We start from the raw sequence: 22,289 nt of genomic DNA on the forward strand, positions 1-22,289 counted from the left end.
TAAGTAGGTTGTCCCTTAGAACCATAATTACTAGTTCCAAGTATTTTTCATTACGGTGTTCTTATTAAGCGACTTCTCCGGGCTAGGTGGCAGTACCAGATAGAACTCGTCCGGCTTTTCTTCTACAGCGTTTACTCTGATATTTTCTGGAAGAATTACGCCCAATGCTTCCTGAATAGCTTTCTTGGGGTTGGCCAGGAGTTGTGCTTTGAAACTTGGGTCCTGCCAGGCTTTTTGAATTACTTGATTTGTAAGAATAGCATCAGTTGACATAGTAATCTTCCTTTCAAAATAGGTATTTTGTTCCAATTACAATGTATCATATAGTTCGTGGATTATCTAGTAATTTTATACATTTTTAGAAAGCCAATAGTTCAATCCTCCTGTCTGCAACACTATTCGATCTTTTTCGATATTCTTCGCTGCGTTTCGCAGCTCTTCAAGCAAATGATAACTGAAATCTCTCAGATGCGGTACCAGCTCGTTGATGTCTTCCACCTGTAGGTGGTTAGCTGCGGCTTGTTCTGCATAACGGTTAAGGCCGTCTTTTATGTAGATTACTTGTTCAATCTGTTCTGGGGATATGGCTTGATCCGTTGGGATCTGGAGCTCGGCGCGTACAAACGCGACCAGACTGTTGTAATTATCCTCCTTCATATCCTTCTTCCAATCCATGACGTCATCCAGCATTTGCAGGGTGATGAGCGTATAATCCGTAGCCTCTTCGAGCTTGGGAATGAGTGAGATCTGCTCCGAAAGAATTAGACTACCTGCCACGGACAGCTTGATTGGAGCTGCCTTGTGTGCCATGCGGACCGGATTATCCAGATAATAGTTCTCCTCATTCTCATAAGTGACGGCATCCGCCCACTGCTTCAAATAAGTGCGGTAATAGTTCCAGAATGGCGATTCAGCTGGGAAGTACGAACTGTAAATGTTGATGAATTCCAGCTGAAGCAGGTTAGCTAGAGGAAGAAGTTCTGGGGCAGTTTCACCGGGACTATCCATTACATAATCAATAGTTTGAAAATACATCATCCCAAAAATATTGGCGAGCGAAAGTCTGCGGCTGTCTTGAATACTTAGCTCTGAACAGCTCCGAAGCCATAATGGCAACAGAAAACTGATGTAGTTGTTAGGATTGTCTTCCTTCAACGCATGAGCCTCATCCAGCATTTTGCGACCCGTAGTCCCGAACACCCCCGGCATGTCTCCAATTATTCTCTCAGCTTCATCAAAGGCCCACTGCATGTCCTCTCTATAAGCATCAAACCAATCCCTCATATTTACTCCCCCCATTATAGGATTTCTTGTGTAGACAGGCTGTGTTATACATAACACATTTTAATTTGGAATAGTTCGCATTGGGGTTGAATTTTCTTAGGAGCCGGTATAGATCGAAATATTATAAGTGCGAGGTCCTGTGATGAGTTTGGCCGCGATTCTTATGGATCATAACGATGTACTGGTGTGAATACACGAAGGTATAACCTGGACTTGGAAGCTATATTAGTGAGAAGGGCTACGCCGGAAGCTTTTCCTTCAGCCGTGATTCAAGTGTAAGTATTGGTGATATTGAATCCCAGGGCACATGGTTACTGCCGTTGGATATGAAAGATACTCAGAAACAAGTGATATAACACATTATAGATATGCGCTTGTGCAAGATAATTGGGAGACAACTGGGCAAACAGTGTATCTTCTCATGGGCCAATTTGATCCAATGACAGATATTTGGAAGATTCGCGATTAGCTAATATTAGAGAGGACGCCTAGGATTTGAACTCCAGCGTCTTTTTCTTATAAATTGCAACAGAACGAAATGAAATAGCGTATGGAAGAAAAAGGGGGGGGATCTAAATTGAAAGGTAAAATTCTATTGATTTATATGCTCATTGGTACAATTTTGGTTGGTTGTAATCACGACAATCAAAGCAATAGAGAGCCATTGATCAAGCAGGTTAAATCCTTTTATCCGAAGGATATCAGTACCCTTGATCGGCTAGAGATACTTCGATCTGATGGGGAGCGAAAAAAGGTCGAGAATAAAGAAAGGATTATACGCTGGCTAGATCAAATTGGAAAGTTGGATGTAAACGTTGATACGAATCTAGAAGATCATAGCGGCAGCTTATTTATTGTAAACTTATCCGAAGGAGACAATAAAATGTTCTTCCTTACGCCTACATCAATCAATGGCACACGCATCTCTCCTAATCAAGACCTGGCCGACCTCATGTTGCAATTTTGGGATGAGCAAAAGTAAATATTGTGTAATGTTTATAGAAAATTACGCCGAATCTTCTACACAAAAGAAGGGGCGTCTTTTGAGACAGCCCCCCTTGCATAAGACTTCAGAACATCTGATGAATGCCTATTACGATCAGAAGCAGCCCGGACACGATCGTTGCCCGGTTGCCGAGCTTCTCGGCAGCATAACGCTCTCCGAAGAGAGAGCACAGGGCAAGCAGCACAAAGCTAAAGAAGCCGACGGAGAGAGAGGTCAGCCATACATTAAGGTTCGTAATTCCGGCATTGAAGCCTCCAGCCAAGGCATTCATGGCAAGAGCTATACCGAGCAGCAGGGATTCGGCAAGGCTGATGGATTGGGAGCTGTCTCTGTCCGCTTCTTCAGGATTACTGAGCAGGCGGGTGAAATTGCTCCCGTTACCGCCGTCCGTCTCTGGTCTGCTGCTCTTCTCCCGGAACGGCTGCAGCAGAACCCATATCCCTACAGCGACAATGACGACCGTGCCTATAACCTGACCAATCCAGGGCTCCATCCATATGGAGATCAGGCTGCCGAACATACCGGATACCAAGGTCGCAAGAAAAGAAATGATGGCAATTGCCAGATTGGAATACCAGGGGATACGGATTTTTTGAACGCCATAGGCAATCCCGACTCCGGCATTATCTAGGTTGGAAGCCAAACCGATTGCTAAGACGGCCATCAAACTATAAGTACTCATAAGGTTCGCCCCTTTACCATTGCTTATGACATCAGCATATGCCCATGCGGTCGGTTTGGTTTCTGTAAATAAGGCGAAGAGAGTGCAATCGGAATGCAAGAATTGTTTCCATATTTGTCGATAAAATGTTACCCAGAAGCCGCATAAACGTGTATAATTTGAGTATGATCCACTGAGGAGTGATAATTGTGCTTGAAAATTTACTGCGGCCAACCCATTTGCTGCTGCTTGTTATTGCTGCACTGCTGTTGTTTGGTCCAAGCAAGCTCCCTGAACTCGGACGCAGCTTCGGATCGATGCTGAAAGAGTTTAAGCGAGGCGCGCGCGGAGATGTTGTGGAAGAAGAGAAGCTGCCGGATACGAATAAGCTGGAAGAAGTAAATAGCAAATAAATGAGTAGGCACCCATTACTGGGTGCCCTTTTTGTGTCCTCTATAAGGTTATGGAGTTACTATAACGGTACTGTAAGGAGGAAGCAGCAGCTTGCCTCCATCCAGCTTGGATGCGCTGTCCGTGGTCTTCAGGATACTCTTAAATGCGGGTACGCCGGCGGAACTTGTAAGTGTAGTCGTCTGTTCCTTACTCGAGAGATTATGAACCACAAGTACGGTATCCTTACCGGACGTTCTTACATAGGCCATTATATTACCATTGTCTTGGGTATATTCGTCGATCCCGCTGCCCTGAAGTGCCGGGATTTGCTTTCTCCAGGTAATGAGTTCCCGGTAGTGGCTAAGCAGGGAGTTCGGATCTTTCAATTCAGCTTCTACACTAGGCGCGTCCTTCCCGCTGTTGTTCGCGGCTGGCTCCCAAGTCGTCTGTTCTATTCCTTTGCCGGCTGCATACCACTGCATAGGTTCGCGAATTTCCTCGTCAGGCTTGGAGCCTTTCATACCGATCTCTTCCCCATAATAGATGAATGGATTGCCGGGAAGCGTCAGCAGAATGGATGCTGCCATCCGGGCATGATGGATATCACCGCCAAGGGCACTCATCACCCTGTTCTGGTCATGATTGGAGAGGAATACCGCATCAATGAACTTGCCGTTAGATTTCTGGGCATAAAAATCATGGGTGCGCTTTAAAGTAAAAGCAAGATTATTATCCTTCTCTGCGGAGACGGCATTCAGGATTTGTTCGGCAAGTCCGAAATTAAATCCGGAATCGAAAGCTCGGTCCAGATAGGCGGCTACAGATGCAGCAGATTTCTCCCACACTTCACCAACTACATAGGCTTTAGGGTCTACCTCATTCATCTTGCTGCGGAATTCCTGCCACCAGGCTACGTTCTTGGCCGTTGTTGCCTCGTTATGGTCGGTCTGCAGATTCTCATATATATGCTTGGCTGCATCCAATCGGAAGCCGTCCACCCCTTTTTTCAGCCAAAATTGACCTATATCCTCAATCTCACCTCGCACCTCAGGGTTATCAAAATTCAAGTCCGGCATACTGTCCGAGAACGGTGCCAGATAGTGACTTCCGAGTAGAGGACGCCAGGCATTACCGCTGCCTGTGGCACTGGCTCCTTCAGGCTCGAGGTTCTGATCCTCTGCCCATGTATACCAGCTGCGGTATTTGCTTTTCTCATCCTTGGCTGACTGAATGAACCAGGGGTTCATCTTGCTTGTATGATTAACCACCAAGTCCATAATGATTTTGATATTTCGCTTATGGGCTTCTTTAATGAGAGTATCGAAATCGGCCATGGTACCAAAATCAGGATTGATGGCTCTATGGTCTATGATATCGTAGCCGTGATAACTCGGCGAAGGATTAATCGGCGTAAGCCAGATCCCACCAACACCCAAATCTTTCAAATAATCAAGCTTGGCTGTGATTCCCTTCAAGTCACCAATTCCATCTCCATTGCCATCAGCAAAGGAACGGACAAAGATTTCATAATAGACGGTTGATTCTTGCTGCGTTGCTGCAGCAGTACTTTCCGTGCTCTGCGCTTGTTGGTTAGTTGAGGCTGCTTCACTAGCAGTTGTGGATGAAGTAGCAGCAGGAGCAGGATTGGAGGGAGAACTGCACCCGGATAGCAGGACAGCCAGCATTGCCGCTGAGGCTAGCCAGCGAGGGAGCGTATACACAAACTTTGGGGCTGAGCCATTGATCATAAGTAATAATTCAATCCTTTCATGGGAAAATAGCGGTTTATTAAGCTTATGTCTGAGTAGGAGCTAATTCCCATATTAATAGATGAAAGCGATTTAGTAAAACGTTTGCGCTTATTTTTCGAATGAAAAAGAAAGAGAATTTGAATATTAAGTCCTAGGCCCTGATAAAGGGCTGGCGAGGCCTTCCTTGTGGTTGTATTCCTATGTTAGAAATGTGATACATTATAAGAAGAAAAAAAGATTAATAAGATACCTTTTGTTCAGGTTATGGAGGGATTCAAATGCAGGAGGATTACGAACGCAAGCTAAAAGATCAGAAAGATTTGTTCAGACAGCTCGGGATCAAGCTCGATGCACTTTCAATTCATGAGAAGGAATTTCCTGTGAAAATGAGGGGTTATGAGAAGGAAGATGTCGACCGGCTGCTGGATGAGGTTATCATCGACTATGAGCGCTTTTATGATATTATTACGGATTTGCTCGATAAATATAAAGAAATACAGCGGAGACAGGGCTATTGGGAAGAGGAGAAGAGAGCACTTACAGCTCAGAAAGCCAAGCTGGAGAATACCAATGTAGTTGACCGCCATCTTGTCGATGAGGGTATACGTTCTCTGGAGCGAAGCATTGAGCAGTTCAGGCTTACCATTCGCAAAGAATTCGATATCTAACCAACTGCATAATTAGGGAGAGATCAGCACATACTTGTTCAGATAAATCACAGCCAATACTCATGTATTCTTCATGTTAGAGTAAGTCAGGTGTGATATGATGAGTTTAAGATTTAGATCAAGTCTAAAGTTAAATAAATGCGAATTTATTAAAACTTATCATATGGGAGGTTGACTTATGGCTAATCAAGTGCTTTCTCAAACTAATTCTGCATTGGAGCAGCAAATTAATCTTCAAATTGCAAACTGGACGGTTCTCTATACGAAGCTTCATCATTTTCATTGGTATGTGAAAGGGCCGAACTTCTTTACTTTGCATGAGAAATTTGAGGAGTTATATACGGAAGCAGCGGGATATATGGATGAGCTTGCTGAAAGACTGCTAGCTATCGGTGGTAAGCCGGTGGCAACCTTGAAGGAGACCTTGTCGACTGCATCCGTGAAAGAAGCGGAAGGAACGCTGTCTGCTGAGCAAATGGTGACGGCCGTTGTTGAAGATTACAGGCTGATGGCTGCGCAATTGAAGGAAGGCATTCTTGCTGCGGAAGAAGCAGGGGATGAAGCGAGCGCAGATCTACTGCTGGGAATTCAGACCGCGCTCGATAAGCATATCTGGATGTTGTCTGCCTATATTGCAAATGAATAATTATGTCTCACCTTGGGCCTCATGCTTATGCATGGGGCTTTTGTTATGAAGCGATCCGAGAATAGAATTCAGCCGCATGTTTCGCATTTCGATCGGTGGGTAAATTAATCAGGTAACAGCTGCCAAGCAGCTATCTAAACTACGATGTAGATGATAACCGGCAATAGGGCCGGGGTAACTATAAAGGAGAGAATGACCATGAAAGAACAGGAACAAGCTTTTAAGAGAATTATGATAACAGTAAATGGTGAACCTGTAGGGAGTGAGCTGTTCATCGATCAGGAGACTTACCTCCCGGTTGCGCGCCAATATATTACGAACCTGGAGCCGGCTCAGAGTGAGGTAGCTGAGGCAGCTGTACTCTAGATTTAACTATATAGGACATGCATTCACTAGAAGACACTCGGACGGTTACTCGGACGGGTGTTTTTGATTTAGTGGAATTTTTACAGTTACATGGATTGAACTAAAGACTGTGTGATCTGGCACAACAAACGGCTGCCTGGATCCAAATGTTCAATTCTTTAGTTCATTCCATTTACATACTAAATTTAAAAAATATGTTTATCTTCTCAGAGGCGGGGTAATAGAATAGCGTAGCAGACAAGACAGTCTGAACAACTTCAAAAACCATAAGGAGTGATTCATAATGGCACGTAACAATGATAACAACAAAATGAGCCGTGAAGAAGCAGGACGCATGGGTGGAGAAGCTACAGCAAAAAATCATGACAAGGAATTCTACCAGGAAATTGGTCAAAAAGGCGGCGAAGCTACCGCTAAAAATCATGATAGTGAATTCTATCAGGAAATCGGCCAAAAAGGTGGAGAAGCAACTTCCAAGAATCATGATAAAGAATTTTATCAGGAAATTGGACAAAAAGGCGGCGAAGCCAGAGGGAACTCTGACAGCGGCAGCAGTGATGGTAAAATGAGCCGTGAGGAAGCAGGCCGTAAAGGCGGCGAAGCTCGCGCACGCCAACGCGACTAAGACAGACCTTTTTCAAACTTAAATTCAATATATTGGAAGAAAATGCCCTGGGTGATTCATTGACCTGGGGCATTTTCTTGATTTTGTATGTCCGATTAAGTTATAGTGGCTAAATGTGTGTGGAATACTAAATAACAAACTTCACCAATTATGGGAAGAAAGTTATTTATAACGGAGGTATTACCATGGACCATCGACCAGAGATTGGACGTTTATTTATTGCTGTTCCCCTTGCAGATTCGATACAGAATGCAATTGGAGATTGGATGAATGAGCATAAGAAGCAGCTTCCGTTCCGGAAATGGGTGCACACGTCTGATCTGCACATCACACTTCAATTTCTTGGTGATACACCAATACAGAAGGTGCCAAGGCTTCACGAAGAACTTCAGAAGGCAGTCGAAGGCTTCGGGTCCTTCGGATTGGAGGTTCGCGGCCTGGGGACATTTGGGCGGCCTGCAGTGCCCAGTGTATTGTGGACTGGCGTTAGTGGACAGACGGATCGGCTCAAAGATCTTCACAAGCAGGTTGTAAGTGCAACAACCAGATTGGGATTTAAGCCTGAAGAGCGTGCTTATAAGCCGCATATCACACTTGGAAGGTCGTTCCAAGGGGAGAATTTCTTAAGCCTGCCTCAGCTGGATTCTAATCTTTCTTTTGGAGAATGGAGCCCTGAATCTTTCGTGATTTATAGGACTCGAATGGGGCGAAATCCGATGTACGAGGTCATCGAGAGGATCATGTTATAAAAAAAAATTCCGGGACTTGTTATTCAATTCTCTCATATTCGGTTACATAACATAGAGTACGCAGGAACAGATGTACTTATGAAGCGTCTCCCGTGGAGAGCGGGAGGTTTCGGACGACTTCATAGTCTAGAGAGAATATACCGGAACGCAGGAGGTCATTATGGATTTATTCAAACAAAATCGTTACGTCGCGCTGTTGATCGGCGCTATTCTAGTATGTGTGGGATCGATATGTCTATTGTGGAGGACGCCGGGAATAGAAGAACAGGGGATCATGAGTATGCCTAGGTTGGGTGCAGAGTCCGCTATTCCTATGATGCAAGATCAGATTTTACGTCCGGTTGAACCCTCAATTCCAGTAGTGCAGAGGAATAGTATGCCTCATGCTGCTGTGGTGGGACATGAATTTAAGCAAGCGCTAGACAAGAGCAAACTAGTCAAAGAGCAGCATGTGTCTGCTGCAAAACTGGACAAAACCATCCCCCCAAAACAAATTTTCTTCACAAGAACTGCGCTGTTAAGCCCGGAGGAGAAAAGTAAATCCACCTGGAAATACGCGCTGTCAGAAGAAGAGCTGCTTCTCCTGCAAAAGATTGTCATGGCAGAAGCAGAGGGCGAACCGTACAAGGGCAAAGTGGCAGTTGCCAATGTTGTCCTGAACCGGCTGCGGTCAGCCAATTATCCCGATACGATCACAGATGTTGTATATCAGAAATATCAATTCAGTCCTGTTCGGAATGGACGCCTAAACCGCGTAAAACCCAACAAGGATTCTGTTCGTGCAGTTACCGAAGCCCTGTATGGACGTAAGGAAGTCAGTGATGATACCTACTATTTCCTATCCATCAAGTTAGCCAGTGATTTAACCGTTGCGCGTACTCAGAAGAAGACCAAGCAGATTGGCAATCATACTTTTTATAAATAAATGAGCTTTCATTGCCAGTTACATGCTGTACTGCCTAAGTGTATGCGGCTCCGTGTTGTGGTTCAATGACAAGTTCGAAGAAGAAGGATCAAAGAGCATTTCTACTAAATCATGAGCACAGCGGTCAGGCTTGTAGTTAATCTTGAAAGCTTGATGCCTTGCCGACTTGGACTGTACCGTCCGGTGTCTGTTGGTTAGCCGCTCGAACCAGCGATCAATAGCTTCTGCTTCCAGGGTCTCTCCATAACCACTGGTCACGAAATACTGCCGGTTACTCTCTTCTTGACCGGGTATCGATTCGCAGAACAGCATCGGAAGCCCCTTAGCCAGCGCTTCTGTACAAGTCATTCCGCCAGGCTTAGTGATGAGCAGGTCTGAGGCATCCATCCATTTACTGATTTCTTTGGTATGGCCCAAGATGACCACGTTGGGATGATTAAAGCCAGAATGACTTTTCAGCTTGGAAGCCAGCTTGTCATTGGTACCTGTGCAGAAGACCAGTTGAACCTTGTCTCTCCAGGAGGTCAGGGAATCGAGCACCTGTTTCTTGAACAGCAGGCCCCATCCACCGCCCATGATCAGGACTGTTGGGATGTTGCGCAGCTGTAATTCCTTGCGGACACTCTCTTTGTTCCGGGTCGTCCAGAAATTCGGATGCACAGGGATCCCGGTTACATGAACAGCTTCCGGCCTGATACCCCGATTAAGCAGTAGTCTGCGGACCTCCGGCGTGGAGACGAGGTAGCGGTCAACTTCTGGATTAATCCATGCGGCATGGGCATCATAATCGGTAATGACGGTATAGAGGGGCACCTTCAGACCAGCCGATTTAAGACGTGCAATGACAGCGCTAGGAATGGGATGGGTGCATATAATCAGATCCGGCTTCAACTGCTTAATGAGATTAGCCGTATGCGTATAAAAAATTTTATGGAGGGCCAGCCGGGTCAAACGGTTAATAGGCTTCTCGTACTGCTTGCGGTACAGCATGCCGACTAAGGCCGGACTTGTAACCACAGTCTTGCGGTAGGCAGACAGAATGATCGGCGCCACGACAGGATTGAGAAAAGAACCTAACTCCAGCACCTTGGTCTGTATTCCAGGGTTGATTTTTTTCATACCTGCTGCCAGAGCATAAGCAGCCTGGGTATGTCCGCTTCCAAAGCCTTCAGATAGAATAAGCACTCTTTTTCTGCTCACTTTGTTCACCTGCTTCATTTAGTCCTCCTCATTTAAGGAGGCTTTTTTGTTTTGAAGTTACCAGCTTCATTATTCCCTATGTATATTAACGTTGTTCACTTGTTTATAGTTTATTTCGGTTCCCACTATTAGAGAACAGGCCATGGACCAGATATATACTGGACCAAGGTCGGGGAATAATTCATGATAGAATTTCAAAATGAAAAAATGACGAAAATCAGTTGCAAATTCATTTAAAGGGTGATAAATTTAACAATGACCGAATGACCGAAATTAAAATTTAGTCAATTAGTTCTGAATCAACCACGGAAGGAGGGACAAGGTGTCTACCATCGATCGGCGCAAACAAATTATAGAAGCAGCAACAAAGTCTTTTTCTTTGTTTGGCTACAAGGCCACCACTATGGATCAGGTAGCCAGAATCGCAAATGTCGGTAAAGGCACGATTTATACATTCTTCGCGAACAAAGAAGAGCTGTTCGATGACATTCTTCAAGGCGTTCTGCTCGAGATGAAACGAATTACAGAGCAGCAGGTTGATAAAGACAAGTCGTTCTTTGACAATCTGTACAACGCACTGGATGGTGTATTGGAATTCAGAGAAGAGCATGAGCTCTTGATCAAGCTGGCTCAGGAGGTCAGAGAATTTGGGACTCCGCAGGCAAGAGAAGCCATGCAGCGTGTAGAGAATGTCATTATAGATTACCTGGGCAAGCAGATCGGCCGTGCTATTGAACAGGGTGAGATCAGCCGGATTAATCCGGAGGTGGCTTCATTCGTGATGTTTAAGCTGTATATTGCCCTTGCTTCAGATTGGAATAAGCAGCATAAGCCTTTGACCAAAGACGAGATCAAAGATTATATCAAATTGTTCATAACCGATGGTATTGCTGCAGGCAGTAGGGGACTGGACAATAATCGGCCCAAATAAACAGATAGAGATTTAAAAGGAGTGAGAAATCGCGATGAGAGCATTATCTGTATTCTTCAAGGATATAAAGTCTGGCGTTAAGAAGCCGATGACCTTGATATCGTTCATTGCGGTCATATTCGTACCCATTCTGTACTGCGGAATGTATTTATCCGCGTTCTGGGACCCGTATGGTCATCTTGATGAACTGCCCGTTGCAGTAGTCAATCAGGATAAAGGTGCTCAATATGAAGGGAAATCACTGCATATCGGCAGCGACCTGGTGGATGAGCTTAAGAAGAATGAGGATTTCAAATGGAATTTCGTAACCGAGAAGGAAGCCCAGCAGGGCATTGATGAGAATCGCTATTATATGAAGATTACGATTCCTGAGAATTTCTCATCCCAGGCTACAACACTCATGAATGATCATCCGCAGCCGGCTGATCTGATCTATGAGCCGAATGGCAATTATAACTTTGTTGCAGGACAGATCGGCAATAGTGCGGTCAAGGACCTCAAAGCGAAGATCTCTGCCAAGGTGACGGAAGCTTATACGAACAGCTTGTTCGATAAAGTTTCCGAAATATCCTCAGGTCTGACCGAGGCAGGCAACGGTGCCGGTGATATTCACACAGGTGCCGGCAAGCTTCAGGACGGTGCAGCCAAGCTGAAAGAGAATTTGAATAAGCTGGTAAGCGGAACCTCCGAGCTTGAGGCAGGCATGGTTCCTCTGGCAAATGGTGCTGGCAAGCTTCAGAGCGGGGCCTCGGAATTAAATAAGGGGGCTTCCTCATTAGCCAATGGACTTGATCAGCTTAGCGCTGCTCACAAGCAGCTTCAAAACGGGATCGAGCAGGCCGTAGCCGGAGCTTCCCAGTTATCCGGCGGGCTAGAGTCTTCCCTTGAAGGGAACAAGAAGCTCAATCAGGGTCTGCATGCCTCGCTCGAGGGAACGACCAAGCTGCAGCAGGGTCTGCATGCTGCCGTAGACGGCAGCACGAAGCTGAACCAAGGGCTGCAATCTTCTGCCGATGGGAGCGCCAAGGTAGCTGAGGGAGCCAAAGGCGTTGCCCAGGGTCTCGATCAGCTGGTCAAGGCCAATCCTGCTCTCGGCAAAGATCCTTCTGTTCAGAAATTACTTGCAGCAAGCCAGGCCGTGGCCCAAGGCAGTGAGCAGGTAGCAGCAGGACAGAAGCAGCTTGCTGGGGGCAGTGAGCAGCTGGCAGCGGGCAGCAAGCAGCTGTCTGACGGCAGTGACCAACTTGCCGAAGGGAACAAACAGCTCGTATCCGGTAGTGATGCCCTGCTTGCAGGGAACCAGAAGCTGGTGGAAGGAGCATCCAAGCTCCAGGCGGCTGGACCCAAGCTTACCGTGGGAATGCAGCAGTTCGGCAGCAAGCTGTCCGAGGCGGCAGCTGGCGGTCATAAGCTTGCATCCGGTGCCCAGCAGCTTTCAACGGGCACAAGCTCGCTGGTAGATGGAATTCATAAGCTCGGCGGCGGCGTCAGCACGATTGCCAGCGGTTCCGTCAAGCTGGATGAGGGTGCCGGTGAACTTAAGAACGGTATGGGCGACCTTGTGAGCGGTTCTGGCAAGCTTGCGGATAAGCTGAATGAGGCGGCTGACAAAACTTCGGATGTGAAGGGAACAGACGAGCGGGTTACCATGTATGCCCAGCCTGTTGAGGTCTCTGAGAACACATCCAAGAAAATTAGTAATTACGGAACAGGGATTGCCCCTTACTTCCTGTCGATCAGTCTTTTTGTAGGAGCACTTCTTTCTACAATTATTATTTCCATGAGAGGAACTACCGTAGAGGATGCGTCCGGCTTGCAGCGCTTCTTCAGCCGTACATTTACCTTCCTGCTCATGAGCCTGTTCCAATCGATTGTCGTAGCTACGCTGGTTCTGGTGCTTGTTGGACTCAAGGTGCAGAGTCTGCCGCTCTTCTATCTGTTCACATTCGCAACAAGCTTCGCCTTCATGATGATCATTCAGGCGATTGTGACCTGGCTGGATCAGCCGGGCCGGTTCCTTGCAGTTATTCTCATGGTACTGCAGCTGACTACCAGCGCGGGCACGTTCCCGCTGGAACTGCTTCCGGAATGGATGAAGCCGATCAATCCTTGGCTGCCAATGTCCCACTCCGTGACAGGATTCAAAACGGTCATCTCAAGCGGCGACTACAGTACTATGTGGCATCAATTTGATCTGCTGCTTGTATACGGCATAGTATTTGTGTTGATTACTCTGGCTTACTTCCTGCTTAGAACACCGAAGTCAACAGATATGAATCAGGAAGAGATTGTTACACCACTTGCATAAAATAGATAGGTTGAGAGGCGTTCCTTCCAAGGAGCGCCTTTTTTCACATAAAAAATCTTATCAGCATCATAAAAAGTTTAGATTTCCCACATGGGGTACGGGATGCTACAATATCAAGAACAATAATACGAATGTGACTTCTGTCTCGTTTTTCGTGTTGCAGCTGAGAATTTGGAATGGTTGATCCATCTATCAGAGAATTTATGCAAATAAAGTGTTCAAAAGTCTATTGGAAACCTGCCGTTTTGCGTATAAATTGGTTGGAACGAGCTATTTTACGAACAGAAAGGTTGCATGTTATATGAAACATACGGATATTCCGGCAAAGCAGGGTTTATATGATCCGGCTTTTGAAAAAGATGCCTGTGGTATGGGTTTTGTGGCTCATATTAAAGGACGGCCGTCTCACGATATTGTCAGCCAGGCGCTGACTATGCTGATTAATATGGAGCACCGCGGCGGACAAGGCAGTGAACCTAACTCCGGTGACGGAGCAGGAATCATGATTCAGCTTCCACATCGCTTCTTTGCACTTGAAGCCGAGAAGCTGGGCTTCAATCTTCCCGAACCAGGCCAGTATGGTGTGGGTATGGTTTTCCTGCCGCATGATGAAGAGGTTCGCAGCCGTCAGGAAGCGAAATTCAAGGAGATTGTCGAAGAAGAAGGACAGCAGCTGCTTGGGTTCCGTACCGTGCCAACGAACGATGAGATGCTTGGCAAGTCAGCCAAGGAAGCAAAGCCTTACGTCCGTCAAGCTTTTATCAGCCGCAGCGCTGATATTAAGGATGATCTGAGCTTCGAACGCAAACTTTACGTCATTCGCCGCCGCGCTGAGCTGGCTATCCGTTATGGCGGAGCTGAGCAGGGCGATGCTTTTTACATGCCGAGTCTTTCCTGCCGCAAGGTAGTCTACAAAGGAATGCTCACAACCGAGCAGGTGGGTGAGTTCTATCTGGATCTGCAGAATGAACAGCTTGAATCTGCTATTGCTTTAGTGCATTCCCGTTTTAGTACGAATACGTTCCCGAGCTGGGAACGCGCGCATCCATACCGCTTCATGATCCACAATGGTGAGATCAATACGCTTCGCGGGAACGTGAACTGGATGCATGCACGTCAGTCCCTATTCCAAAGTGAAGTGTTCGGGGAAGATTTGGCGAAGGTCAAACCGGTCATTAACCCCGATGGATCGGATACCGGTATGTTCGATAATACCTTTGAATTTATGTATTTGAGCGGACGCTCTCTGCCGCATGTTGCCATGATGATGGTTCCAGAGCCTTGGAATAACCATGAAAGCATGGATGACAGCAAGAAGGCGTTTTATGAATACCACAGTTCCCTAATGGAACCATGGGATGGCCCGGCAGCAATGGGCTTCACCGACGGGATCCAGATCGGTGCAATCCTTGACCGTAACGGACTTCGTCCTTCCCGCTACTATGTAACCAAGGATGATTTGATCATCTTGTCCTCCGAAGCAGGTGTCCTCGATATCGCACCGGAGAACGTTCTATACAAAGATCGTCTGCGTCCAGGCCGGATGCTGCTTGTAGATACGAAAGAAGGCCGGATTATCTCGGATGAGGAAGTGAAGGCTTCCATCGCTGCAGAGAATCCTTATCGCCAGTGGCTCGACGAGCATCTTGTTCATCTTGATGATCTCCCTGATGCTCCTGAACTGCCTGAACAAAGACATGATAATGTAACCAAACAGCAGCTTTCCTTTGGTTATACTTACGAGGAACTGCGTAAAGTATTGGAGCCGATGGCTTCCACCGGACAAGAAGCGATTGCTTCGATGGGCTATGATGCTCCGATTGCCGTGTTGTCTGATCGCCCTCAACGTCTGTTCAGTTATTTCAAGCAGATGTTTGCCCAAGTTACGAATCCGCCGATTGATGCGATCCGTGAAGAACTGGTAACGTCCACGCTGACTACAATCGGTCCTGAACGCAACCTGCTTAATCCGGAACCGGAAAGCTGTCGTCATATCCGCCTTGAATCTCCTATTCTATCGAATGAAGATTTCGCGAAGCTGCGTCACGTTCACCGTCCGGGCTTCAAATCAATGACGATTCCAACCTTGTTCCCGGTTGCCGAGGGAGCTGAGGGACTTCGCAAAGCGATTGATACGCTGTGCAGTGCCGCTGATCGTGTCATTGAGAAGGGTCATAATATCCTTATCCTGTCCGACCGTGGCGTTAATGAAGAGCAGGCGGCTATTCCTTCGCTGCTTGCGGTATCCAGCCTGCACCACTATCTGATTCGCAAGGAGACCCGTACCAAAGTAAGTATCCTGCTTGAGTCCGGCGAGCCGCGTGAAGTTCATCATTTTGCACTGCTTCTCGGTTATGGCGTAAGTGCGGTGAATCCTTATCTGGCCTTCGAAACTCTGGATGATATGATCTCACAAGGTATGCTTCGCGGGATTTCCCATGAGAAGGCTGTTAAGAACTTCATTAAGGCTGCTACTAAAGGTGTCGTTAAAACACTGTCCAAGATGGGGATCTCTACGATTCAATCCTATCGTGGTGCTCAGATCTTTGAGGCTGTTGGTCTTAATCAGGAATTCGTAGACCGTTACTTCACCTGGACTCCTTCACGTATTGGAGGGATCGGGCTTGAAGAAGTGGCTATAGAGACAATCGCTCAGCATTACCGGGCCTTCAATGAGAAGGACGGCAACGATAACGTGTTGGATTCTGGCGGTGAGTACGCATGGCGTGCGAATTCAGAAGAACACATGTTCAATCCGCAGACGATCCACCTGCTTCAGCAGGCAGTTCGTACTGGTGATTATGGAATATACAAGAAATACGCTGCGCTTGTTCAAGGAGAGAACGAGAACCATTTGACGCTTCGCTCCCTGCTTAATCTGAAGCCAGCAGGTCCTAAGGTTCCGCTTGAAGAAGTTGAATCTGCAGCTTCGATCATGAAGCGGTTCAAGACCGGTGCTATGTCCTTCGGTTCTATCAGTAAAGAAGCTCACGAGTCTATCGCGATCGGGATGAACCGTGTAGGCGGTAAGAGCAACACGGGTGAAGGCGGGGAAGACCCAGCTCGTTTCATTCCGGATGCGAATGGAGATTCACGCCGCAGTGCCATTAAGCAGGTTGCTTCCGGACGCTTCGGGGTTACTTCTCACTACCTGGTCAATGCAGATGAGATCCAGATCAAGATGGCGCAGGGTGCAAAGCCGGGTGAAGGCGGACAGCTTCCGGGCCGTAAGGTATATCCTTGGGTTGCAGAAGTTCGTGGTTCCACTCCGGGTGTTGGCCTGATCTCGCCGCCTCCGCATCACGATATCTATTCGATCGAGGATTTGGCGGAGCTGATCTACGACTTGAAGAACTCCAATCCTCGGGCTCGTATCAACGTGAAGCTGGTATCTGAGGCTGGCGTAGGTACAATTGCCGCGGGTGTTGCCAAGGGACGTGCGGATGTCATTCTCGTCAGTGGTTATGACGGCGGTACAGGCGCATCCCCGCAAGGTTCAATCCGTCATGCGGGTCTGCCTTGGGAGCTGGGTCTTGCTGAAACCCATCAGACGCTGATTATGAACAATCTGCGTGACCGTGTTGTCCTTGAGACGGATGGTAAAATGCTTAACGGTCGCGACTTGGCTGTTGCTGCCCTGCTTGGTGCAGAAGAGTACGGTTTCTCTACAGCTCCGCTTATCGCGGTTGGCTGTATCATGATGCGTGTCTGCCACATGGATACTTGTCCGGTTGGTGTGGCGACTCAGAATCCGGAGCTTCGCAAGAATTTCACAGGGGATCCACAGCATGTAGCCAACTTTATGACTTTCGTTGCCGAAGATATGCGTGAATGGATGGCCGAGCTCGGTTTCCGTACCATTAATGAAATGGTAGGCCGAACCGACTGCCTGGAGACCAGCCAAGCGGTTGATCACTGGAAGAAGAGCGGCGTAGATCTGAGCCCGCTGCTTCATGTTCCTGCACTTCACGAAGGTGCTGACCGCTACAACACCCAGCAGCAGAATCATGGCCTCGAGAAAACACTCGATATGACAAAGCTGCTTGAACTTGCAGCGCCTGCTCTTGAGCGCGGCGAGCGTGTTCAAGCCGAGCTGCCAATCACGAACGTGGATCGCGCCACAGGAACGATCCTCGGTAGTGAGGTGACCCGCTTATATGGAGCTGCGGGTCTGCCGGAAGATACGATCCGCTTCCATTTCGTCGGATCGGCGGGTCAAAGCTTTGGAGCGTTCGTGCCGAAGGGCATGACGCTTACGATTGAGGGCGATGCCAATGACTACATTGGTAAAGGCCTGTCAGGCGGTAAGCTTGCGGTGAGACCGTCACCGAAAGCAACCTTCGTTGCCGAAGAGAATATTATCGCCGGCAACACAGCCTTCTACGGAGCGACAAGCGGGGAAGCTTATGTCCGCGGTATCGCGGGTGAGCGCTTCGCGGTGCGTAACTCCGGCGCGAACGTTGTGGTTGAAGGGGTAGGCGACCACGGATGTGAATACATGACGGGTGGACGCGTGGTTGTTCTTGGCGGAACTGGCCGCAACTTCGCAGCCGGGATGTCCGGCGGTATCGCTTATGTATATGATCCGGAAGGCACTTTCCTTGACCGCTGCAACCTGGAAATGGTACTGCTTGAGCGTGTTGAGGAAGCGGAAGAGGCGGAAGAGCTTCGTTCCTTGATCGGCCGCCATGTGGAGTACACAGAGAGTGCTGTGGGCCGCAAGGTGCTGGACAACTGGAATGAGTCTCTGGCTTCCTTCGTACGGGTTATTCCGAAGGATTACAAGCGGATGCTGCAGCAGATCCGCAAAGTTCAAGATCAAGGCCTTCAAGGCGAAGCAGCTTTGCTTGCCGCATTTGAAGCCAATATGCGCGAGCTTGCCCGCGCTGGCAACTAATCGCTAAATCTAAGACCTGTAAGTCCAGAATGCTGGACTTACAGGTCTTTTTGCGTATATCCATGGATTTGGTGAAATGGACTTGGAGAAGTAGCATGTAATGAAGGCGTAACATAGGAGGCTTGGACTGCTGGAGTGAACACCATTCGCCCTGTGTGTCAGATATATGCTGCACCAAGAGGGATGGAGGAGAAATATGGAGAGGAGGCAGGAGGGATGTAGGAACACAGAAGGAACACAGAAGAAAGAATACAGAAAGAAGGACACCTTAGCCGGGATTATTACTAGAAGGTAGGGCCAAAGCCCACGCCGTGCCCTACCGAATACAGCCAGCATATGCTGTGAACAAGGGCTGCATTTGAGGCAGTCCATGGTTAGGGGGATTCGGATATGCGCGTCATAGAAACGGGGCTGCCGGGAGCGGTCATCATGGAGACCGATGTATTCGAGGATGAACGGGGCTTCTTCACTGAGAGCTACAATGAAGAATCTTTTGCAAAGCTGGGGATCACTCATCATTTCATACAAGACAATCATTCCTATTCTGCTTCAGCAGGAACGCTGAGAGGACTGCATTATCAGCTTCAGCCGAAGGCGCAGACGAAGCTGGTACGTGTTCTAACAGGAGCCATTTATGATGTATTCGTAGATCTCCGTAAAGACTCACCAACCTATGGGCAGTGGGCGGCTGTTATCTTGACCTCACGGAATTTCCGACAGGTCCTTATTCCGCGTGGATTTGCTCATGGGTTCTGGACACTCGTTCCCCATACCGAAGTGCTGTATAAGGTGGATGAGGTCTATTCCAAGGAACATGACAGAGGGATTCTCTGGAACGATCCTGCGCTGGGAATTCCTTGGCCGGGTACGAAGCCTGTTCTTTCGGAAAAGGATAAGGTTCATCCGGTATTGGCCAATGCTGAGTTTGACTTCTGAATGATTCTGCGGGCTTGTAATAGGAAAGGGGCTGAGAAGTTCAGATGAGTGAGGTAAGGAGTCAGATTCGTAAGGGAAAGAGCCGCATATTAATCACAGGCGCACAGGGCCAGGTGGGGCGTGAGCTGCAGCATGTTTTTGCCGGTAAAGGTTACGAAGTACATGGTCTGGGACAAAGCGAGCTTGATATTACGGACACGGAACAATGCTTTCAAGTGTTCTGGCGTCTGAAGCCGGATGTGGTTATACATGCCGCTGCCTACACTAACGTGGATCGCGCGGAGAGCGAGCCGGATTTGGCATACCAGGTGAACACCTATGGAACCCGCAATATTGCAGCAGCAGCCGAATGTATCCAATCCAAGCTGATCTACATCAGCACAGACTATGTTTTTGACGGAGGAACGGGACAGGAGCCGTTTGATGAATTTCATCCCACCAAGCCCATTAATGTCTATGGTTATTCCAAATTGGAAGGAGAGAAGTTCGTTCGTCAGCTTCATTCCCGGTTCTTTATTGTCCGTACATCGTGGGTATATGGGCATCACGGAGGCAATTTTGTAAGAACGATGCTGGAGCTTGCAAGCAAGCAGGAGAATATTTCAGTCGTGAATGATCAGATTGGTTGTCCCACATATACCCGGGATTTAGCCCACAAGCTTGAAGAACTTGCTTCTTCCTCGAAGTACGGTACTTATCATGTGTCGGGGGCCGGTTCATGCTCTTGGTATGATTTCGCATGCTCAATCTTTGAGTTAGCCGGACTGAAGATGACGGTTATGCCCGTATCAACTAGTGAGTTCCCCAGACCAGCTCGGCGTCCAGCCTACTCGGTGCTGAAGCCGCAAGCGCTTCGCCTGAACGGATTTAGTCCGATGAGAGATTGGAAGGAAGCGCTGGCGGATTTTATGCAACAAGAGAAAACGAAACTGATTTGATTTTCTTGCGTTATTATTATGTATGGTAAAATCAAGAAATTACCGTCCGGCATATCCGGACCGGGTACATAGGGAGAGTGAATGTATATGTCTCAAGAACCTGTCGTCCGCTTATCGAATGTGACGAAGAAGATTGGTTCGAAGACCATCATTGATCGTCTTACGCTTGATATTCCAGCGGGCCAGGTATACGGCTTCCTCGGTCCTAACGGATCAGGAAAGACCACAACCATCCGGATGATGGTAGGCCTGATGTCGATCACAGAAGGGGATATTGTGATCTGTGGGTCGAGCGTTAAGACGGATTTCGAGAAAGCCATTGCTCATATTGGCGCGATTGTAGAGAACCCGGAAATGTACAAATTTCTAACCGGGTATCAGAACATGGTTCATTATGCACGGATGTCGGGGGTTGGCAAGGAGCGCATTGACGAGGCAGTAGCCTTGGTTGGTCTTGAGAAACGGATCCATGACAAAGTGAAGACGTACTCACTGGGTATGCGCCAGCGTCTGGGTGTTGCTCAGGCGATCCTGCAGCGTCCCAAGCTCCTGATTCTGGATGAGCCTACCAATGGCCTTGATCCGCAAGGGATCCGTGAGCTTCGCGATTACTTACGGGTGCTGGCAAGAGAAGAGGGGACAACCGTCTTTGTATCCAGCCACCTGCTGTCAGAGATGGAGCTGATGTGTGACACGGTAGCGATTATCCAGAGCGGTAAATTGATAGACGTTCGTTCGCTTAAGGCGGAGGATCTGGAAGATCAGTATGCGGAGACTGGCTTTGAGGTTAGCGAACCACAACGGGCACTTGAGCTCGCCCCAGCTGGCCGACTGGAGGAAGGCCGTCTGATCGTCACGGTCAACCGGGAGCAGATTGCAGATCTCAACAGCCGACTGGTAGCTGCTGGAATTAAGGTATACGGCATTCAGGTTCTGACTCGATCACTTGAGGATCAATTCTTGGAAATGACGGGAGGCGGGCAAATTGGGTAATTTTCTAGCCTTGGTACAGAATGAGAATATGAAAATATATCGGAGATGGCGCACATGGATCATGCTTGCCCTAATTGTGCTGCTGCCTATATTATTTGGGATCATAATTGCGGTTAACGATGGTGCTTTTGGTTCAAATATGGGGGCTTGGAGTGCTGCGTCGAATCTGTCCTTTATCTATTTTCTTGTGTCGATTTTCTCGGTTGTTATCGCAGCCGATATTGTAGCTTCAGAATTCACATGGGGAACCATTAAGCTGCTGCTCATCAGGCCTTGGACAAGAAGCAAAGTCCTTCTGTCGAAGCTGCTGGCCGTTCTGTTGTTCGCGATCGCGATAAGTGTCCTATTTACGGCTGTAACGGCAGCTATTTCACTGATCTTGTTCCCTGCTTCTCCTCCGGTTAATGCTTCAGGCCCATCCACATTCGATTATTTCATCAAGATGCTATTTTATAAATTCATAGATGTACTGGTAATTACCGTGTTTTCCTTTATGATATCGGCAGTCTTCCGCGCAAGTGGACTCGCAATTGGATTGTCTATGTTTCTATTGTTTGCAAGCGGTATTCTGAGTGCTATCTTAAGTCCCGCGAAATATGCCTGGGCTAAATATCTGCTTTTCAACAATATGGATCTATCGCAGTACGCCATGAGAGAATCTGCAGGAATAGCAGCCAACGCTGACGGAATGAGCCTCGGCTTCTCCGTGACGGTCTTGGTTGTCTATGTGGCAGCATTCCTGATAATTGCGTGGATGGTATTTACAAGAAGGGATGTCGCGGCTTAATAACGCCAAACTTATAGGTCCGGTGTACAGGTGATGAGAGCTTTTGTGCCGCTCGAGAGCAGATAATAACGAAATAGTTCTTGAGTTAACTAGAGTGAAATTAAGTAATTAACAGACAGAAAAGGGACGCATTCTCCTGGAGAGTGTGTCCCTTTTTTAAGCTTTTAGGAGAACGGTAAACTGTCTTGTGGTGCAAGAGAAGTAGGAAGGCAGCATAGGTAGAGA

Annotated in this window: 20 protein-coding genes; 15 read left to right on the plus strand and 5 right to left on the minus strand. The window is 47.7% G+C overall.

From position 1 onward, the window contains the following. Positions 1 to 30 precede the first annotated feature (30 nt). Positions 31 to 273, minus strand: coding sequence for an NHLP leader peptide family RiPP precursor (locus EJP77_RS12230; protein WP_127199520.1), 243 nt, complete (start codon positions 271 to 273; stop codon positions 31 to 33). Between the two features lie 75 nt (positions 274 to 348). Then, positions 349 to 1,284, minus strand: coding sequence for a hypothetical protein (locus EJP77_RS12235; protein WP_127199521.1), 936 nt, complete (start codon positions 1,282 to 1,284; stop codon positions 349 to 351). A 577-nt stretch (positions 1,285 to 1,861) separates the two neighbouring features. On the opposite strand from EJP77_RS12235, the gene EJP77_RS12240 reads away from it, so the two are divergent. After that, complete coding sequence (locus EJP77_RS12240; protein ID WP_127199522.1) at positions 1,862 to 2,266, plus strand: hypothetical protein; 405 nt, start codon at positions 1,862 to 1,864, stop codon at positions 2,264 to 2,266. Between the two features lie 88 nt (positions 2,267 to 2,354). Here the strand turns inward: EJP77_RS12240 and ytaF are convergent, their stop codons facing one another. Further along, positions 2,355 to 2,972, minus strand: coding sequence for a sporulation membrane protein YtaF (ytaF, locus tag EJP77_RS12245; RefSeq protein WP_127199523.1), 618 nt, complete (start codon positions 2,970 to 2,972; stop codon positions 2,355 to 2,357). A gap of 188 nt (positions 2,973 to 3,160) precedes the next feature. Here ytaF and tatA point away from each other — a divergent pair, with 188 nt between their 5' ends. Continuing rightward, on the plus strand, positions 3,161 to 3,364 hold the full coding sequence (gene tatA / locus EJP77_RS12250) for a twin-arginine translocase TatA/TatE family subunit (protein WP_127199524.1): 204 nt from the start codon (positions 3,161 to 3,163) through the stop codon (positions 3,362 to 3,364). A gap of 48 nt (positions 3,365 to 3,412) precedes the next feature. Here tatA and EJP77_RS12255 read toward each other — a convergent pair whose 3' ends face one another. Then, complete coding sequence (locus EJP77_RS12255) at positions 3,413 to 5,092, minus strand: alpha-amylase family glycosyl hydrolase (protein WP_127199525.1); 1,680 nt, start codon at positions 5,090 to 5,092, stop codon at positions 3,413 to 3,415. A gap of 281 nt (positions 5,093 to 5,373) precedes the next feature. Between EJP77_RS12255 and EJP77_RS12260 the strand changes: the two genes are divergently transcribed. From EJP77_RS12260 to EJP77_RS12280, 6 genes are all read left to right on the plus strand, one after another. Beyond that, complete coding sequence (locus tag EJP77_RS12260; protein ID WP_127199526.1) at positions 5,374 to 5,763, plus strand: DivIVA domain-containing protein; 390 nt, start codon at positions 5,374 to 5,376, stop codon at positions 5,761 to 5,763. A 178-nt stretch (positions 5,764 to 5,941) separates the two neighbouring features. Next, positions 5,942 to 6,409: a Dps family protein gene (locus tag EJP77_RS12265; RefSeq protein ID WP_127199527.1), complete on the plus strand. Its 468-nt coding sequence runs from the start codon at positions 5,942 to 5,944 to the stop codon at positions 6,407 to 6,409. A 198-nt stretch (positions 6,410 to 6,607) separates the two neighbouring features. After that, complete coding sequence (locus EJP77_RS20675; RefSeq protein WP_185897330.1) at positions 6,608 to 6,775, plus strand: hypothetical protein; 168 nt, start codon at positions 6,608 to 6,610, stop codon at positions 6,773 to 6,775. Positions 6,776 to 7,058: 283 nt separating this feature from the next. Then, positions 7,059 to 7,400: a KGG domain-containing protein gene (locus EJP77_RS12270; RefSeq protein ID WP_127199528.1), complete on the plus strand. Its 342-nt coding sequence runs from the start codon at positions 7,059 to 7,061 to the stop codon at positions 7,398 to 7,400. A gap of 185 nt (positions 7,401 to 7,585) precedes the next feature. Then, on the plus strand, positions 7,586 to 8,149 hold the full coding sequence (gene thpR / locus EJP77_RS12275) for an RNA 2',3'-cyclic phosphodiesterase (protein ID WP_127199529.1): 564 nt from the start codon (positions 7,586 to 7,588) through the stop codon (positions 8,147 to 8,149). A gap of 160 nt (positions 8,150 to 8,309) precedes the next feature. After that, positions 8,310 to 9,074, plus strand: a complete 765-nt coding sequence (locus tag EJP77_RS12280) for a cell wall hydrolase (protein ID WP_127199530.1) — start codon at positions 8,310 to 8,312, stop codon at positions 9,072 to 9,074. Positions 9,075 to 9,092: 18 nt separating this feature from the next. On the opposite strand, the gene EJP77_RS12285 is transcribed toward EJP77_RS12280, so the two are convergent. Beyond that, the gene (locus tag EJP77_RS12285) at positions 9,093 to 10,274 is read right to left on the minus strand and encodes an MGDG synthase family glycosyltransferase (protein WP_127199631.1); all 1,182 of its coding nucleotides are present in this window, start codon (positions 10,272 to 10,274) and stop codon (positions 9,093 to 9,095) included. Positions 10,275 to 10,596: 322 nt separating this feature from the next. Here EJP77_RS12285 and EJP77_RS12290 point away from each other — a divergent pair, with 322 nt between their 5' ends. From EJP77_RS12290 to EJP77_RS12320, 7 genes are all read left to right on the plus strand, one after another. Next, positions 10,597 to 11,205 (plus strand): TetR/AcrR family transcriptional regulator, encoded by a 609-nt coding sequence (locus EJP77_RS12290; protein WP_127199531.1) that lies wholly within the window; start codon positions 10,597 to 10,599, stop codon positions 11,203 to 11,205. A gap of 34 nt (positions 11,206 to 11,239) precedes the next feature. Then, positions 11,240 to 13,513, plus strand: a complete 2,274-nt coding sequence (locus EJP77_RS12295) for a YhgE/Pip domain-containing protein (protein WP_127199532.1) — start codon at positions 11,240 to 11,242, stop codon at positions 13,511 to 13,513. 301 nt (positions 13,514 to 13,814) lie between these two features. Next, on the plus strand, positions 13,815 to 18,410 hold the full coding sequence (gene gltB, locus EJP77_RS12300) for a glutamate synthase large subunit (protein WP_127199533.1): 4,596 nt from the start codon (positions 13,815 to 13,817) through the stop codon (positions 18,408 to 18,410). 390 nt (positions 18,411 to 18,800) lie between these two features. Beyond that, positions 18,801 to 19,346, plus strand: a complete 546-nt coding sequence (rfbC, locus tag EJP77_RS12305) for a dTDP-4-dehydrorhamnose 3,5-epimerase (protein WP_127199534.1) — start codon at positions 18,801 to 18,803, stop codon at positions 19,344 to 19,346. 44 nt (positions 19,347 to 19,390) lie between these two features. Beyond that, positions 19,391 to 20,284 (plus strand): dTDP-4-dehydrorhamnose reductase, encoded by an 894-nt coding sequence (gene rfbD, locus EJP77_RS12310; RefSeq protein WP_127199535.1) that lies wholly within the window; start codon positions 19,391 to 19,393, stop codon positions 20,282 to 20,284. 87 nt (positions 20,285 to 20,371) lie between these two features. Continuing rightward, positions 20,372 to 21,277 carry an ABC transporter ATP-binding protein gene (locus EJP77_RS12315; RefSeq protein ID WP_425464239.1) on the plus strand — a complete coding sequence of 302 codons (906 nt, stop codon included), beginning with the start codon at positions 20,372 to 20,374 and terminating at the stop codon, positions 21,275 to 21,277. Next, positions 21,270 to 22,064 carry an ABC transporter permease gene (locus EJP77_RS12320; RefSeq protein WP_127199537.1) on the plus strand — a complete coding sequence of 265 codons (795 nt, stop codon included), beginning with the start codon at positions 21,270 to 21,272 and terminating at the stop codon, positions 22,062 to 22,064. The genes EJP77_RS12315 and EJP77_RS12320 overlap by 8 nt, the downstream gene beginning before the upstream one ends. Positions 22,065 to 22,289 lie beyond the last annotated feature (225 nt).

Origin of the sequence: Paenibacillus zeisoli, assembly GCF_003994465.1 — a bacterium.
Taxonomy (GTDB): Bacteria; Bacillota; Bacilli; order Paenibacillales; family Paenibacillaceae; genus Fontibacillus; species Fontibacillus zeisoli.

Excerpts from the sequence above, each read along its gene's own strand:
- EJP77_RS12230 (WP_127199520.1), bottom strand. The coding sequence starts at position 273 with ATGTCAACTGATGCTATTCTTACAAATCAAGTAATTCAAAAAGCCTGG.
- EJP77_RS12235 (WP_127199521.1), bottom strand. The coding sequence starts at position 1,284 with ATGAGGGATTGGTTTGATGCTTATAGAGAGGACATGCAGTGGGCCTTT.
- ytaF (WP_127199523.1), bottom strand. The coding sequence starts at position 2,972 with ATGAGTACTTATAGTTTGATGGCCGTCTTAGCAATCGGTTTGGCTTCC.
- EJP77_RS12255 (WP_127199525.1), bottom strand. The coding sequence starts at position 5,092 with ATGATCAATGGCTCAGCCCCAAAGTTTGTGTATACGCTCCCTCGCTGG.
- EJP77_RS12260 (WP_127199526.1), top strand. The coding sequence starts at position 5,374 with ATGCAGGAGGATTACGAACGCAAGCTAAAAGATCAGAAAGATTTGTTC.
- EJP77_RS12265 (WP_127199527.1), top strand. The coding sequence starts at position 5,942 with ATGGCTAATCAAGTGCTTTCTCAAACTAATTCTGCATTGGAGCAGCAA.
- EJP77_RS20675 (WP_185897330.1), top strand. The coding sequence starts at position 6,608 with ATGAAAGAACAGGAACAAGCTTTTAAGAGAATTATGATAACAGTAAAT.
- EJP77_RS12270 (WP_127199528.1), top strand. The coding sequence starts at position 7,059 with ATGGCACGTAACAATGATAACAACAAAATGAGCCGTGAAGAAGCAGGA.
- thpR (WP_127199529.1), top strand. The coding sequence starts at position 7,586 with ATGGACCATCGACCAGAGATTGGACGTTTATTTATTGCTGTTCCCCTT.
- EJP77_RS12280 (WP_127199530.1), top strand. The coding sequence starts at position 8,310 with ATGGATTTATTCAAACAAAATCGTTACGTCGCGCTGTTGATCGGCGCT.
- EJP77_RS12295 (WP_127199532.1), top strand. The coding sequence starts at position 11,240 with ATGAGAGCATTATCTGTATTCTTCAAGGATATAAAGTCTGGCGTTAAG.
- gltB (WP_127199533.1), top strand. The coding sequence starts at position 13,815 with ATGAAACATACGGATATTCCGGCAAAGCAGGGTTTATATGATCCGGCT.
- rfbC (WP_127199534.1), top strand. The coding sequence starts at position 18,801 with ATGCGCGTCATAGAAACGGGGCTGCCGGGAGCGGTCATCATGGAGACC.
- rfbD (WP_127199535.1), top strand. The coding sequence starts at position 19,391 with ATGAGTGAGGTAAGGAGTCAGATTCGTAAGGGAAAGAGCCGCATATTA.
- EJP77_RS12315 (WP_425464239.1), top strand. The coding sequence starts at position 20,372 with ATGTCTCAAGAACCTGTCGTCCGCTTATCGAATGTGACGAAGAAGATT.